Annotated in this window: 8 protein-coding genes; 6 read left to right on the forward strand and 2 right to left on the reverse strand. The window is 66.0% G+C overall.

The genetic code is table 11. The features are described from left to right. The first annotated feature begins 266 nt into the window (after positions 1-266). The 3 genes from ACT6SE_RS09165 to cueR all read left to right on the forward strand — a co-directional run bounded on the left by ACT6SE_RS09165 (position 267) and on the right by cueR (position 6,343). Entirely contained in the window at positions 267-3,224 is a 2,958-nt protein-coding gene (locus tag ACT6SE_RS09165) for a TonB-dependent receptor plug domain-containing protein (RefSeq protein WP_046430375.1), read from the forward strand. A gap of 150 nt (positions 3,225-3,374) precedes the next feature. After that, positions 3,375-5,876, forward strand: a complete 2,502-nt coding sequence (locus ACT6SE_RS09170; protein ID WP_046430377.1) for a heavy metal translocating P-type ATPase — start codon at positions 3,375-3,377, stop codon at positions 5,874-5,876. Between the two features lie 11 nt (positions 5,877-5,887). Beyond that, on the forward strand, positions 5,888-6,343 hold the full coding sequence (cueR, locus tag ACT6SE_RS09175; RefSeq protein WP_046430378.1) for a Cu(I)-responsive transcriptional regulator: 456 nt from the start codon (positions 5,888-5,890) through the stop codon (positions 6,341-6,343). A gap of 78 nt (positions 6,344-6,421) precedes the next feature. Here the strand turns inward: cueR and ACT6SE_RS09180 are convergent, their stop codons facing one another. Further along, positions 6,422-6,616, reverse strand: coding sequence for a heavy-metal-associated domain-containing protein (locus ACT6SE_RS09180; protein ID WP_008267227.1), 195 nt, complete (start codon positions 6,614-6,616; stop codon positions 6,422-6,424). A 203-nt stretch (positions 6,617-6,819) separates the two neighbouring features. Further along, positions 6,820-9,897, reverse strand: coding sequence for a TonB-dependent receptor (locus tag ACT6SE_RS09185; protein WP_049420207.1), 3,078 nt, complete (start codon positions 9,895-9,897; stop codon positions 6,820-6,822). A gap of 1,048 nt (positions 9,898-10,945) precedes the next feature. Here ACT6SE_RS09185 and ACT6SE_RS09190 point away from each other — a divergent pair. The 3 genes from ACT6SE_RS09190 (at position 10,946) to fucP (ending at position 15,931) form a co-directional block, all read left to right on the forward strand. Next, the gene (locus ACT6SE_RS09190) at positions 10,946-13,411 is read left to right on the forward strand and encodes a GH92 family glycosyl hydrolase (RefSeq protein ID WP_046430383.1); all 2,466 of its coding nucleotides are present in this window, start codon (positions 10,946-10,948) and stop codon (positions 13,409-13,411) included. Between the two features lie 96 nt (positions 13,412-13,507). Continuing rightward, positions 13,508-14,557, forward strand: coding sequence for a LacI family DNA-binding transcriptional regulator (locus ACT6SE_RS09195; protein ID WP_014646964.1), 1,050 nt, complete (start codon positions 13,508-13,510; stop codon positions 14,555-14,557). A gap of 60 nt (positions 14,558-14,617) precedes the next feature. Then, positions 14,618-15,931 carry an L-fucose:H+ symporter permease gene (gene fucP / locus ACT6SE_RS09200; protein ID WP_032957977.1) on the forward strand — a complete coding sequence of 438 codons (1,314 nt, stop codon included), beginning with the start codon at positions 14,618-14,620 and terminating at the stop codon, positions 15,929-15,931. Position 15,932: the final 1 nt, after the last annotated feature.

Here is a 15,932-nt window from a genome sequence, read left to right on the forward strand (position 1 = left end):
TCGTGATCATGTCACTACTTCGTGCGCCGTTCTGTCAGCGATGCGTCGCAACTCTTTGATTGTTCTGGACACCGGCAGCCGATAGCGGCAATCCGCCGGCTGTTGCTGCGTTGCCGCATGCCGGGCGTGGTTCAGCTGTGCTTTAGTTTCGATCGATCCACAGGGGAGGTGCCATATCGGTCGTGAACCGATCCAAGCGCCTGGATCCGTCGTAGTGCCGCGCCACCGTCCGCCCGTGCGTCCACATCTTCGAAGAGCAACCACCCATGGCTCAGATCGTCCACAAGCGTCGCCACCTGCTGTCCCAGGCCCTGATCCTGGCCCTGTTGCCGCTGGCGGCCAGCGCGCAGGAAGCTGCCAGTTCGTCCACCAAGGATCTGGACGCGGTCACCGTCACCGGCTCGCGCATCAAGCGCGCCAGCGTCGAGGGCCCGGCGCCGGTCAACGTGATCACCGCCGCGCAGATCCAGAAGGAAGGCTTTGTCAGCGTGTACGACGCGCTGAAGACCCTCACCGAGGCCACAGGCACCGTTGAAGCCGCATCGCAATGGGGCTCGCATACGCCCAATGCCAGCGGCCTGAACCTGCGCGGGATGGGCCCGAACCGCTCGCTGCTGCTGGTCAATGGCCGTCGTGTAGCGGATTACCCGCTGCCCTACGGTGGCGAAACCAACTTCTCCAACTACGGCAACATTCCGGCCGCGGCGGTGGAGCGCATTGAAGTGCTGACCGGTGGCGCCTCGGCCATCTACGGTTCGGATGCGATCGCCGGCGTGGTCAACGTCATCCTCAAAACCAATTACGACGGCGACGAAGTGCGCGTGCGCGGCGGCACTTCCAGCGAAGGCGGACGTGATACCTGGGATCTGTCCTGGGCCGGTGGCAAGACCGGCGACAACTGGAGCGTGACCTACGCGCTGCAGTACACCAAGCGCGACCCGCTGTTCGGGCGTGATCGCCCGCAGATGGACGATGCCGACGATGCGCCGTACCCGTCCTGGAACATGGAACAACGCAAGGTCGGCTTCCGTCCCACCGCCGGTCTGGCGCTGATCGATCCGACCACGGGCCAGCGCCTGGCGCCGCCCACCGGCACCTGCGAAAAATTCGACGGCGAGTATTACACCGCCGATCGATTGGTCTACAACTACGCCGCCAACCGCATCACCAACACCGGCCGCCTGTGCGGCATGAGCGCCGACTACGCCAACTGGCTGCTTACCGGCGGCGCCGAGAACGTGTCCGGAAACCTGTACGCCACCTTCGATTTCAGCAATGACCTGCAGGCCTGGACCAACCTGGCGGTGTATCGCTCCGAAGCGATCTGGGGCACCAATCCGCCCGGCGTGTCGCTGATCGACGATGACAACGGCTATTACTGGGATGCCAACCGCAACCGGCCGATCCTGGGCGTGCGCCAGTTCACCCCGAACGAAGTCGGGGGCCTGGATACGCTGCGCAACACCAACCGCGAACTGTCCTGGGACTGGAGCGCGGGCCTGCGCGGGCGTCTGGCCGACCGTTTTGACTGGAGTGCCACGGTGGGGCGTTCCTATTACCGCGTGGAAGAACGGCAGAACGTGGTCGACAAGCAGAAGTCGTATGACTACTTCCTTGGCCCGCGCCTGGGCACCACCGCCGATGGCGAGGCGATCTATGCGTTGAACGAATCGCGCTGGTGGAACCCGCTGACGCCGGACCAGTACTGGCAGATGGGGACCGTGGCGAAGAACCGCGCGGCGTCATGGGTCAACCAGGCGTCGGCGGATATCACCGGCGAGCTGTTCCAGGGCTGGGCCGGCCCGATTTCGTTTGCGGCGGTGGCTGAAGTCGCGCAGCAGGGCTATCACCTCAGTCCGGACCCGCGCGCTGGCATCGACTTCGACCTGCAGAATGTCGATCGCGGCGGCGGCGAGCGTACCCGCTACTCGGCCGGCGTCGAGTTCAAGATCCCGCTGCTGGACAGCGTGACCGCCACTGCGGCCGCGCGCTACGACCGCTATGGCAACTACAAGGCCGACGACAGCAGCGAAGCGCTGGACATCGGCAGCCAGAAGGAAACCACCTGGAACGTCGGCCTGGAATGGCGCCCGGTCGAATCGCTGCTGGTGCGTGGCTCGTACGCCACCAGCTTCCATGCGCCGGACATGCATTACCTGCTGGGCCAGCCGAGCAGTTCGGAAGTGCAGACCTATGACCGCCTGCGCTGCATCCAGAGCGGCGCGTACCTGGTCAACAACTGTGGCGTGGGCAACACCGACGTCTGGTACACGTTCGACGTGAACCGGCGTGGGACGCCGCTGCTGCGCTCGGAGACCGGTGATTCGTGGACGGTCGGCTTCGTCTGGGACGTGCTGCCGAACCTGTCGGTCAGTGCCGACTACTGGGCGATCAAGCTGGAAGACATGATCGTCGACGTCGGCGCCGATGAGGTGCTGGCCAGCGAGGCCGGCTGCCTGACCGGCAAGAACATGGACGGTACGCCATGGGCCAACCCGGCCGGTGGCGAGTACTGCGCCGGCATCCTGGCCCGCGTGAACCGTGACAGCAACGGTCGCCTGGTATCGATCGAGCGCGGCCCGTTCAACCTGGCCAGCCGCGAGGTGCGCGGCATCGACCTGACCGCGCGCTATCGCCTGGAAACCGCGCAGTGGGGCAGCTTCCAGCTGGGCGTGAACTACACCAACCAGATCTCGACCAAGGAGCAACGCTACGCCGCCGACCCGAATCCGGAACGCCGCGATCGCGACCTGCGCAGCAAGCTGCGCGCGAGCCTGGCCTGGCAGCGCGGCAACTGGAACGCCAATGTCTATGCCGACCGCATCGGTTCGGTGCCGGGCGTGCGCTACCACTGGGGTACCGACCGCCTGGACAACCCTGGTGGCTGCCTGCCGTTCGCCGATGGCTACGTGCCCAGTGACAGCCCGTCGCTGAACTGCCTGGAGCCGGCACGGCTGCCGGATGGTTCGGTGAACCCGAACCCCAACGCCGGGCAGCAGACGGCGCGCTACTACGGTCGAGTGGGGCCGTTCATCACCTGGAACTTCAACGTGGGCTACCAGCTGACCGAACACGCGAAGGTAAACGTGTACGTCAACAACGCCTTCAACGCCGCCAGCTGGAACCACAAGGACCCGTACAAGCTGGATTACGACTTCGCTCCGACCCGCCTGCTGGGCGCGGTCGGCCGCGAGTTCGCGTTGGAGTATGTGTTCACCTTCTGAGGTGACCTGCCTCCGCCGGTAGGTCCACGCCATGCGTGGATATGGACACCCGGGTGCCCATTCAGGAACTGCGGACAGGCTGGATTTGACCTTCCCACGATGGCAAGGTTTAGCCTGTCCGCATCCAGAAGGAGCCCCGGGAATCCGATCATGAGCACGCCCCGCGCCACTGCAGCCCCCGCAAGCCCTGCCACCATCAGCCTGCCCATCGAGGGCATGACCTGTGCCAGCTGTGTCGGCCGGGTCGAGGCGGCGCTGTCCAGGGTCGAAGGCGTGGGCAGTGTTTCGGTCAATCTGGCCACCGAGCGCGCGGATATCCGCCCGTCCGGTCCGGTCGATCGGGCCGCGTTGATCCAGGCGGTGGAGCGGGTGGGCTACGACGTGCCCGCTGCCACCACCGAGCTGTCGGTCGAGGGCATGACCTGTGCGTCCTGCGTGGGCCGAGTCGAACGTGCGCTGTTGGCCGTGCCCGGCGTCAGCCAGGCCAGCGTGAACCTGGCCACGGAGCGCGCCACGGTGCGTGGCGTGGCGGAAGTTGCAGCGCTGGTCGCCGCGATCGACAAGGCCGGCTATGACGCACGCGTGATTGAAGCCGGCGTGCAGTCCGATGACGAGGCCGCGGAAAAAAAGGATGCCGAGCGCGCCGAGCTGAAGCGCGACCTGATCGTGGCTACCGCGCTGGCACTGCCGGTGTTCGTGCTGGAGATGGGCTCGCACCTGATTCCCGGCATGCACGAATGGGTGATGTCCACCCTCGGCATGCAGGCCAGCTGGTACCTGCAGTTCGTGCTGACCGCGCTGGTGCTCGCCATCCCGGGCCGCCGCTTCTACCACAAGGGCATCCCCGCGCTGCTGCGGCTGGCGCCGGACATGAATTCGCTGGTGGCGGTGAGCACTGCCGCAGCGTTTGGCTACTCGGTGGTGGCCACGTTCCTGCCGACGCTGTTGCCGGCGGGCACGGTGAACGTCTACTACGAAGCAGCGGCGGTGATCGTTGCGCTGATCCTGCTCGGCCGCTTCCTTGAGGCCCGGGCCAAGGGCCGCACCTCCGAGGCGATCAAGCGACTGGTCAATCTGCAGGCGAAGGTTGCCCACGTGGTCCGTGACGGCCGGACGGTGGATGTCCCGGTCAATGAAGTGCTGAGCGGCGACGTGGTGGAAGTGCGCCCGGGCGAGCGCGTGCCGGTCGACGGCGAGGTGGTCGAGGGCCGCAGCTACATCGACGAGTCGATGATCAGCGGCGAGCCGATCCCGGTCGAGAAGCAGCCGGGCAGCAGCGTGGTGGGCGGTACGGTCAACCAGAAGGGCGCACTGACGGTACGTGCCACGGCGGTGGGGGCGCAGACCATGCTGGCGCAGATCATCCGCATGGTCGAACAGGCGCAGGGCTCGAAACTGCCGATCCAGGCGGTGGTCGACAAGGTCACCCTGTGGTTCGTGCCGGCGGTGATGCTTGCTGCATTGGCGACCTTCGCCGTCTGGTTGATCTTCGGGCCTTCGCCGGCGCTGAGCTTTGCGCTGGTCAATGCGGTGGCGGTGCTGATCATTGCCTGCCCATGCGCGATGGGCCTGGCCACGCCGACCTCGATCATGGTCGGTACCGGTCGCGGCGCGGAGATGGGTGTGCTGTTCCGCAAGGGCGAGGCGCTCCAGTTGTTGAAGGACGCGCAGGTGGTGGCGGTGGACAAGACCGGCACGCTGACCGAAGGGCGCCCGCGCCTGACCGATCTGGAGATTGCTGCCGGCTTCGATCGCAACGCGGTGCTGGCGGCAGTTGCCGCGGTGGAGTCGCGCTCGGAGCATCCCATCGCCCGCGCGATTGTTGATGCGGCGACCGGGCAGGGCATCGCGTTGCCGGCCATGGTCGACTTCGAATCGGTCACCGGCATGGGCGTGCGCGCCGGTGTCGAGGGTGCACGCGTGGAGGTCGGTGCCGATCGCTTCATGCGCGATCTGGGCGTGGACATCACTGCATTCGCAGCATTGGCGGCGGAACTTGGCACGCAGGGCAAATCGCCGATGTACGCGGCCATCGATGGACGCCTGGCCGCGATCATCGCGGTGTCCGATCCGATCAAGCCGAGCACGCCGGCGGCGATCGCCGCACTGCATCAGCTGGGCCTGAAGGTGGCGATGATCACCGGTGACAATGCCGGCACCGCGCAGGCGATCGCACGCCAGCTCGGCATCGATGAAGTCGTGGCCGAGGTGCTGCCGGAAGGCAAGGTCGAAGCGGTGCGCCGGCTGAAGGCCACGCATGGCCACGTTGCCTTCGTCGGCGATGGCATCAACGATGCGCCGGCGCTGGCCGAGGCCGATGTCGGCCTGGCCATTGGTACCGGCACCGATATCGCGGTGGAGTCGGCCGATGTGGTGCTGATGTCGGGCAACCTGCAGGGCGTGCCGAATGCCATCGCGCTGTCGAAGGCAACGCTGGGCAACATCCGGCAGAACCTGTTCTGGGCCTTCGCCTACAACACCGCGTTGATTCCGGTAGCGGCCGGCGTGCTGTACCCGGCCTGGAGCGTGCTGCTGTCGCCGGTATTCGCTGCCGGTGCGATGGCGCTGTCCAGCGTGTTCGTGCTGGGCAACGCGCTGCGCCTGCGCCGCTTCCAGCCGCCGATGGCGGAAGCCCCCGCCGCGACCCATTGAAGGAGAACCGCATGAACATCGGTGAAGCCGCCAAGGCCTCCAGCGTGTCGGCGAAAATGATCCGCTACTACGAACAGATCGGCCTGATTCCTGCGGCTGATCGCACCGAGTCGGGCTACCGGGCGTACTCGCAGGCGGACATCCACCGCCTGCGCTTCATCCGCCGCGCGCGCGATCTCGGCTTCCAGGTGGCCGAGATCGGCGACCTGCTGGGCCTGTGGAACGACACCTCGCGGCACAGCGCCGACGTCAAGCACCTGGCCGAACAGCACATTGCCGACCTGGAACAGCGCATCGAGCACATGCGGCAGATGGCCGACACGCTGAAATCGTTGATCAGTTGTTGTGCGGGCGACGAGCGCCCGGAATGCCCGATCCTGGAGCGGTTGGGCGAAGACCATGATGCCCCGGTGCCGGTCGTCGCCGCCAAGACCGGCGCGGTGCGGCGACGCGCACAGAAGTATTGAATCGATATCGCGTGCACTGAAAAGCCCGCCCTGTGACAGTGCACGGGGCGGCCTTGGTTCTGGATGCAGTGCAGGGAATCAGGCAGTGCGAGGCGGGAAGCCGGCATCGTTCACCGCGGCGAACACCTGTTCCTGCGACGCGGTGGTCTGCACCTTGACCAGCCCGGTCGGCGGATCGGCCACCACGCTGGCGTTCGGATCGATCTGCTGGATCGCACGGGTCACGCTGCGCGCACAGCCGCCGCAGGTCATGCCGTCGACATGGAATTCCATCTGTAGTTCCTTCGCTGCTCTTGGGATGGGACCAGTGTGCACCTTCCAACGATGGCAGGGTCAAGCGTCGGGCTGAACGACGAACAAGGCGCGGACAAAAAAAACGGCAGCCACCTGTACCAGCGCGGCTGCCGTGGAGGAACGTCCCCGCCAGGTCAGGGCATGGGTTGCACCGGGGCGCGCCCGGGCAACCCGGTGTTGCCTTAGAACTTCCAGGTAGCGCCGAAGTACAGCTGGCGGCCTGCATAGGTATTGGAGATCAGGCGTGCCTTGGTGTCGCTTCCCAGGTGCACGCGCTGCTCCGACTTGGTGGCATTGATCACCGATGCGGTCAGGGTCCAGTCCGGGGTCAGGTTGTAGGCCACGTTCAGGTCCAGCTGGTCATACGGCTCGGTGTAGACGGTGAGGCCATTGTTGAGCCCACCGACCACCTGGCCGCGACGGTTGAACGAGGCGCGCGCGAGGAACTTCTCGTTCTCGTAGAAGACCGTCACGTTGGCCTGGTTCTTGGCGCTGCCGACCAGCGGCGAGGAGCCGATTTCCTGCCCGTCCAGAACAATGGAAGCCAGGTTGGTGTCGTTGTAGGTGTAGTTGGCCTGCACGCCGAAGCCGAAATCGAAGGTGTACTGGCCATACAGCTCGACGCCCTGCGACACACCATCACGGCCATTGGCCTGGGTCTCGTAGCGCTGCACATTCACCGCTTCACCGTTGATGACCATGGGCGTGTCGCGCACCACCGGCAGGGTGAAGTTGTCCACGTTCTTGCGGAACAGGCTGACGCCGGCGACCGCGCCCGGCTGGAAGTACCACTCCAGGCCCAGGTCGAACTGGGTGGCCTTGAACGGCTCCAGCTGCTTGTTGCTGCCCTGGCCGACCCAGCCTGCGGTCGATGCGCCACCGGCAACGCGGCGATCATTGACGTACTCCTCGCTGTAGTAGCTCAGTGCGCCCGGTGCTGCGATGTCGGTGTAGCCAGGGCGGGCGATCACCTTCGATGCGGCACCACGCAGCACCAGCGTGTCGGTGATGTCCCATGCAATGTTGAAACTCGGCAGCACGTCGGTGTAGGTGCGGTCCACGCCGATCAGGCTGTAGGTCTTGCTCTGCGCCAGGTCATGCGGCAGGCGCACGAAGCCGCTCTCGCAGCTGTAGGTCGGGTAGGCCGCAGCGGCGGGGTCGGTGCACGCCATCGGCGCGCCGGACGCGTTGTCCAGGAAGTAGTCGTTGAACTTCTCGATCGAGTCGGAAGACTGCGCGAACTGCTTGGTGCGCACCACACGCACGCCGACATTGCCGCGCAGGCGCTCGGTGCGGAAGTTGGCCTGGAAGTAGCCGGAGTAGATCTTCTCGTTGACGTTGTAGACGAAGTCTTCCTCGGTACGGTTGTGCGAACCACCGTAGGTCTTGTTCAGATAGTCGATGTACGCCGGGTAGTTGATGCCCGGGAACACGTTGGCATTGAAGCCACCGGCAATGTTGCTGATCGGGTTCGACAGGAAGAAGCCGGGCTGCGCATCGCCGGCAGTCGGATCGCAGCCACTCTGGTAGCGGCTGTTGTCATAGTCGGCCGGGTCACGGCCCGGGCATACCCAGTAGGTGTTGCCGGTGTTGCGGTGGACCTTGCCATCACGGTATTTGGCACCGAACTGGATCGAATCCAGCCAGCCGGACTCGAACAGCTTGGTCACGTCGGCCTGGAAGTAGTTCTGCTTGACCTCGGTGCGCTTCCACGACGAATCGGTCGAGCCGGTGTCGACTTCGGCGATGCCGTTCATCAATTGCTGCTGCAGGTCGGGCGAGAAGGTGGCAGACGGCGTGCCGGTCAGGTCCCATGCGCTGTACTGGTTACCGGACAGGTAGTCGTTGCCGACCTTGCGGCGCGGCTTGGCCGACATGCGGAAGTTCATCGACGGACCACCTTCGGACCAGGTGCGGCCACCGGTGAACGAGGCCTTCCACAGCGGGCTGATGTCCCAGTCGATGGTCAGGTCGGCGGTCTGCGACAGCGCCTTTTCCTTGCTGTAGCCACCGGTCAGCTGCGGTGTCGGAATCGTGCAGTCGTCCGGGCCCCAGCCGCCGGGCTTGAGGCCGGCGGCCTTGGCCTGGTCTTCGCTGCAGTAGTAGGTCTTTCCAGCCAGCTTTTCGAATTGGGCACCCGTGACGGTGTTGCCGCTGGCATCGAAGTCCAGGCCATTGAGAAGGCGGCCTCCGGCCCAGTTGCCGTCCTGGTTGTAGCGCGCCATGCTCCATTCCGGAATCTTCAGCATGTTCTGGGTGTAGTCACCCTGCAGCTCGAAGCGGAAGTAGTTGGCGGTCATCGTGACGTTGTCGACCGGCTTGAACTGGAAGGTCAGCTGGCCGCCCTTGCGCTCGCGCTTTTCTTCCTTCACCGCGAAGTTCACCGAGGTCGGCATGAAGAAGTCGCTGTAGTTGCCGCCGGTCTGGTTGTTGAAACCGGACTTGCCCCACCAGTAGTGGATGCCATCCTGCTGCTGCACGTTGCCATAGGCGTCGCGTGCCTTGCCGGCGCCGTACCACTGGTAGTCCTCGGTGCTGGCCTCCATGGTGCGGGTGGTGCGCTTCTGCTGGGTGACGCCGACCAGCACGCCGAAACGCTCATCCTTGCTGTGCCACGAATACAGGGCCGAGGCCTGCGGGTCGATATCGTGGTGGGTATCGGAGGAGGTGCCCTCAAGCGTGACGAAGCCCGAGTTGGACTCCATGTCCAGCGGACGGCGCGTGTGCAGGATGACCGTGCCGCCGATGCCGCCTTCGTCGATGCGGGCTTCCGGCGACTTGAACAGCTCGGCGCTGGACAGCATGTTCGACGGCAGCAGGGTGTAGTTGAACGAACGGGTGGCTTCGTCGTTGGTTTCCGACGTGGCCACGTAGTTGCCATTCAACTGGGTCAGGGTCAGGTCCGGCGCAAGGCCGCGCACGCTGACACTCTTGCCTTCACCACCGCTGCGGGTGATGACCACGCCGGGCACGCGCTGCAGTGCGTCGGCCACGTTCTTGTCGGGGAACTTGCCGACGTCTTCGGCGGTGATCACTTCGACCACGGCGTTGGCATCGCGCTTCTGCTCAAGGCTCTTTTCAATGGCATAGCGGTAGCCGGTGACCTGGACGCTGTCCAGAGTCGTGGCGTCCTGCGAGCCGGTGGTCGTGGCCTGCTGCGCGGCGGCGCCTGCCGGAATGACGGCGGCAGCCAGGGCCAGCGCGATGGCCAGCGACAATGCGTCCTGGCCGTGCGTACGTGTTGAATGCTTCATTCCCATCTCTCCCTCTCTCCTGGATTGATCCGGTGACGTGGCACGGACAACTTGAATCGATCTAATTTGAAGTGAATTTGTCGCTGTCGCCATGCAGTGGCAGTAGCACCGCACGCGTGGCCTGGTGTACGTCCTGTTGCTGCTCCCCCAACTCCCGGCCATCGCAGCGTCGTCTTGGATCGATCTAAGCGATGGGCGGGCGATTTTTAGCATGGGTCGTCCTTGGGCGCATGCTGCTCCGCAATATGGTACTGGCGTGGCGTAGGGATGACGGTTTGCTGAAATCAGTGAAATCGTTTTCGTGCGCAGGGGAGGGTGGGTCGGCAGGGCTGCGCCCTGCACCCGCGGTGTGCCGGCCGCTGGCCGGCAACAACCCAAAGCCAAAGCCAAAGCGGCTCTGGTTTTCTGCTGGTTTGGCGGGGCGGTGTGGGCTGGCAGGACACGCCGTAAACCCGTCCTTGGGGGCTCGATGGCGCCATCCATGGCGCCAACGGTCCTGCCAGCCCACACCGCCCCACCTTTGACAGTTTCCCGGTGACGGTTGGACTGATCCTGGAACGACATGGGGTCCTGGGGCCAGATCCGTTTTCCTTTGGAAAACGGATCTGACCCCAATCGATTTCGTTATCTGACAGAGATTCATCCACGCATGGCGTGGATCTACAGATCGCGGGACTCTGTCGAAGGCGGGGTGGGTCCGGTTGCGGGGGCGTGAGCCGCATGGATGCGGCGACCGAGCTTACATGGACGTACTTGCAGCGTCCCCCGCAACCGGACCCACCCCGCCATCCCACGCACAGCCGGCTTTTGCTGTTGCTGTTGCTCCAGTTCGAAGCAGGTGCAGGGCGCAGCCCTGCCGAATACCCCTCATGCTGCGCCGCAGAATGCATTCGGCTGAACCTGCATGCTCTACTTGAATCGATCTAAATCCACGGTCACGTGGGTCGGGCGTCATTCCAGGGGGAGTCTTCTGCCGGTCCAGGCAGAGCTCAGCGGAACGGTGCCGGAAGGCCCGGGCCGTCTGTCTCTGCGTCATCGACTACAGGAACCCGACATGCGTCCAGTGCCGTCCGCTCCCGCCGTCCCATCATCCTCGCGCCCGCTGGTGCGCCTGGCCTGCCTGCTTGCGCTGTCGGCGGCGCCGATGCTGCTGCAGGCCGCGCCGGCAGCGCTGGAGCGCGAGGTCAACACCTTCATCGGCAGCAAGGACGACGGCAACACGTTCCCGGGTGCGTCGGCACCGTTCGGCCTGATCCAGGTCAGCCCGATCGGCAGCCACTATTCGGGTTGGCGCTATGACGACGAGAAGATCCGTGGCTTCGGCCACTCCTTCATCTCCGGTGCCGGCTGCTGGGAACAGGGCGGCCAGGTGTCGGTGCTGCCGGTCACGGGCTCGATCGGTCCGGGCGGCGATTTCGATACCGGCAACGCCAGGCAGTTCGACCACAAGGCCTACGCCGCGTCCTACACCCACGATGGCGAGGTCGGCCAGGCCGGCTACTACAAGGTGCGGCTGACCAGCTACGGCGGCATCGATGCCGAGGCGACCGCGCGTACCCGTGCTGCGGCCGAGCGCTACACCTTCAGCCAGCGCAGTGGCGATGGCCACGTGCTGGTCAATGTCGGCCAGGCCAACGAGCGCCATTCGGTGATCGGCAGCGTGGTCGATGTGGTCGGCGACCGCGTGGTCGAGGGCAAGCTGGTCACCAAGAGTTTCTGCGGCGGCCATCAGTACACCACCTGGTTCCGCATCGAGTTCGACCGTCCGTTCAAGGCGCATGGCACCTGGGGTGAGGGCGGCGGCCTGCCGGGCGCGCGCCACAGCATGGAAGGCGAGCAGAAGCCGAACGGTGCCTGGCTCAGCTTCGACCTGGCCAAGGGCCAGTCGGTGACGGCGGTCAGCGCGATCTCGCACGTGGATGCCGAAGGCGCGCGCACCAACCTGCGTGCCGAGGGCATGCAGGGTGGGTCGCTGCTCGGTTTCGACCGCATGCGCGCGCTGTCGCAGCTGGCCTGGCGTGAGCAGCTGGGCCGTGTACGCGTGCAGGGCGGCACCGCCGATGACCGCACCGTGTTCTACAGCGCGGTCTACCACGCGCTGCTGCAGCCGATGACCGGCAACGATGCCGATGGCCGCTACCGCGGCTATGACGATGGCATCCACCGTGCCGATGGCTGGACCTATTACGAGTACTTCTCGCTGTGGGATACCTACCGCGCGCAGAACCAGTGGCTGGCACTGACCCGCCCGGACGTGGCGCGCGACATCGGCCGCACCCTGCTGGCGATCGATGAGCAGGGCGGTTGGCTGCCGCGCTGGGGCTATGCCAACTTCGAAACCAACATCATGACCGGCGATCCGGTCACCCCGTTCATGGTCGACCTGTGGCGCTTCGGTGCACTCAAGGGCCGTGAATCGCAGGCGTGGGATGCGCTGCGCCGCAATGCCTTCGGCACGCCGCCGCTGAACTCGCGCATGGCCGGCCGCTCCGGCAACCCGACTTACCTGGACAAGGGCTACGTGGCCTATGACCGCGCGTTCCCGTCCAAGGGCATGGACGTCGATCCGCACCACGGTGGTTCGGCCACGCTGGAGTACGCGCTGGCCGACTGCGCGCTCTCGCAGATGGCCGACGGCCTGGGCCATGCCCAGGATGCGGCGACGCTGCGCGAGCGCGGCCGCAACTGGCGCAAGGTGTGGGACCCGCTGGTGCGCGACGCCGAGACCGGCTTCACCGGGTTCCCGCGCCCGCGTACCGAGGACGGCCAGTGGTACACCCCGTCCGACGGCCATTACAGCCCGCGTTCGCACCACGGTTTCCACGAGGGCACGGCGTGGCAGTACCAGTGGCTGGCGCAGCAGGACGTGCCGGGCCTGGTCGAAGCGATGGACGGCCGCGAGCAGGCGGGCCGCCGCCTCGATGCGTTCTTCGCGATGGACGCGCTGCAGGCCGATCCGCTCAATGCCGCCCGCAAGGCGTGGGTGGTCGGGCCGTACAGCTACTACAACCAGTTCCGCTACAACCCGAACAACGAGCCGGACCTGCACTCGCCGTGGCTGTACACGCTGATCGGCCAGCCGTGGAAGACCGCGGCCGTGGTGCGTGCGGCGCAGCAGCTGTTCACCAATGCCCCCAACGGTGTGACCGGCAACGATGACCTCGGCACGATGTCGGCCTGGTACCTGTTCAGTGCCATCGGCGTGTACCCGGCGGTGCCGGGCAGCGGCCAGTTCCTGCTGCACACCCCGCGCTTCAGCAAGGTGGAAGTGGACATGGGCAATGGCCGCACCCTGCGCATCGACGCGCCGGGCGCCGATGGCCGCCGCCTGCAGTATGTGCAGGGCGTGCAGGTCGATGGCCAGGCGCATGCACCGGTGTGGCTGGACTGGAACCGCCTGCAGCAGGGCCCGCGCGTGCGCTTTGCGCTGGATGCGAAGGTGCCGGAGCAGGGCTGGGGCACGGCGGTGAAGGACCTGCCGGTATCCTGGTGCGCGGCACCGGGCAGCCAGCTGCGTTGAGCCGGACTGTGCCGTTCGCGGTGACCCAGCGAACGGCACGGCACGACACGGCCCTGATCCATTAGGCTTGAGCTTCCAGCGGAGTCCGGGAAGACGATGAACGACAACGGCAGCAGTCCCAGCAAGCGCGCCGGCAAGGCGGTGACGGTGACCGACATCGCGCGTGCGATCGGCGTGTCACGGGCAACCGTGTCGCTGGTGCTGCGCGGCAGCCCGCTGGTCAATGTCGATACCCGCGCCAAGGTCGAGGCCGAGCTGCGCCGCCAGCGCTATGTCTACAACCGCGCGGCGGCCAACCTGCGCCGGCGCACCTCGTCGAGCATCGCGCTGGTGATCAACGACCTGTCCAACCCGTTCTTCGCCGAATTCGCGTCAGGCGTGGACGAGGCGCTGGGCGGGCGCGGTTACGTGACGTTGCTGGGCAGCACCGGGGAATCGCCAGAGCGCCAGCAGGCCGTGCTGTCCACGCTGATGGAGCACACCCCGGCCGGCCTGATCCTGTCGCCGGCCGAGGGCAGCGACACCGCGCAGTTGCGGCAGGCGCTGGGCGCCAATGCCAACGTGCTGCTGTTCAACCGCGAACTGGCCGGGGCTGACTGGGACTTCCTGACCCTGGACAACCAGCACGGCGCCTATCTGGCCACGCGCCACCTGATCGAGCGCGGCCATCGCCAGATCGCCTTCTTCGGCGGCCACGCCGCATCCAGTTCCTGCCACCAGCGCCGCGCCGGTTTCCAGCAGGCGCTGGCCGAGGCCGGGCTGTCGCTGCCGCCGGGTTGGATGATCGAGTCGGCGCCGAACCGCCTGGAAGCAGCAGCGCGCACCGATGAACTGTTTGCCGATGGCCATCGTCCGAGTGCGGCGGTCTGCTACAACGACACCGTCGCGCTGGGCCTGATGCTGGGCTTGAACTCGCGTGGCATCCGTCCCGGTGGCGACTTTGCCGTTACTGGTTTCGACGACATTTCCGAGGCTGCGGTGGCGGTGCCACCGTTGACCACGCTCACTGCCGACCCGCGCGAGCGTGGCCGGCAAGCGGCCGCGCTGCTGCTGCAACGGCTGGACGAACCGGATGCGCCGCCACGGCGCACGGTCGCGCCGGTGCAGCTGCGCATCCGCGAAAGCAGTGCTGCGCGACCGAACTGATTCCTTTCATACACCCCTTCCACGCAACAACGACCTTCCGCGCATCGAGGCGCGTACCGCATGCCGATCTCCGCAACGCCCCGTCCATCGGGTTCCTCGGGCAACGCACCCGCCGTCACCAACGGCAAGGCGTTGGCTGTCGTCACCACGATCTTCTTCATGTGGGGCTTCCTGACCTGCCTCAATGACATCCTGATCCCGCACCTGAAGGCGGTGTTCGAACTGAACTACGCCAAGGCGATGCTGGTGCAGTTCACCTTCTTCGGCACCTATTTCCTGATGTCGCTGCCGGCGGGGCGGCTGGTGGCGGCGCTGGGCTACAAGAAAGGCATCGTCGCCGGCCTGGTGATCGCCGGCATCGGCGCGCTGGGCTTCTGGCCGGCGGCCGAACTGCGCGTCTATGGCGCCTTCCTCGGCGCACTGTTCGTGCTGGCCACCGGCATTACCGTGCTGCAGGTGGCCGCCAACCCCTATGTCGCGCTGCTGGGCCCGGAGCAGACCAGCTCCAGCCGCCTGACCCTGGCGCAGGCGCTGAACTCGCTGGGCACGGCCATCGCCCCGATCTTCGGCGGCATGCTGATCCTGTCCAACACGGTCAAGAGCGCTGACGACATCGCGGCGCTGCCGGCCGCCGAGCAGCTGGCCTACCGTGCCGCCGAGGCGCAGGCTGTGCAGGGTCCGTACGTGGGCCTGGCGGTGGCGCTGGTGCTGCTGGCGCTGTTCGTATTCCTGTTCCGCCTGCCGGCGCTGAGCGACGCCACCGAGCAGGCCGACCAGGGCCACCACCACAGCTACCTGGATGCGCTGCGCAAGCGCCACCTGCTGCTGGGCGTGCTGGGCATCTTCTTCTACGTCGGCGCCGAAGTGTCGATTGGCAGCTTCCTGGTCAACTACCTGTCGATGCCGAACATCGGTGGCTTCAGCGAGCAGCAGGCCACGCATTACGTGTCTGCCTACTGGACGATGGCGATGATCGGCCGCTTCGCCGGTTCGGCGCTGCTGGCGCGCTTCTCGCCCAGCCGTCTGCTGGCGATCTTCGCGCTGGTCAACGTGGCGCTGCTGGTCACCACCATGCTGAGCTCCGGCAACGTCGCGCTGTACTCGGTGGTGGCCATCGGCCTGTTCAACTCGATCATGTTCCCGACCATCTTCGCGCTGAGCATCGAGCGCCTCGGCCCGCTGACCAACAAGGGGTCCAGCCTGCTGATCATGGCCATCGTCGGCGGTGCCGTGGTGCCATACCTGCAGGGCGTGCTGGCCGACCACATCGGTGTGCAGGCCAGCTTCATCCTGCCGCTGCTGTGCTACGGCTACATCATTTTCTACGGACTGGTCGGCGCGCGTACGCCGGCCTCCGCAACGCAGGGAGGCTGAG

Source organism: Stenotrophomonas sp. LC732, from assembly GCF_052446685.1.
In the GTDB taxonomy this organism is placed as follows: domain Bacteria; phylum Pseudomonadota; class Gammaproteobacteria; order Xanthomonadales; family Xanthomonadaceae; genus Stenotrophomonas; species Stenotrophomonas muris.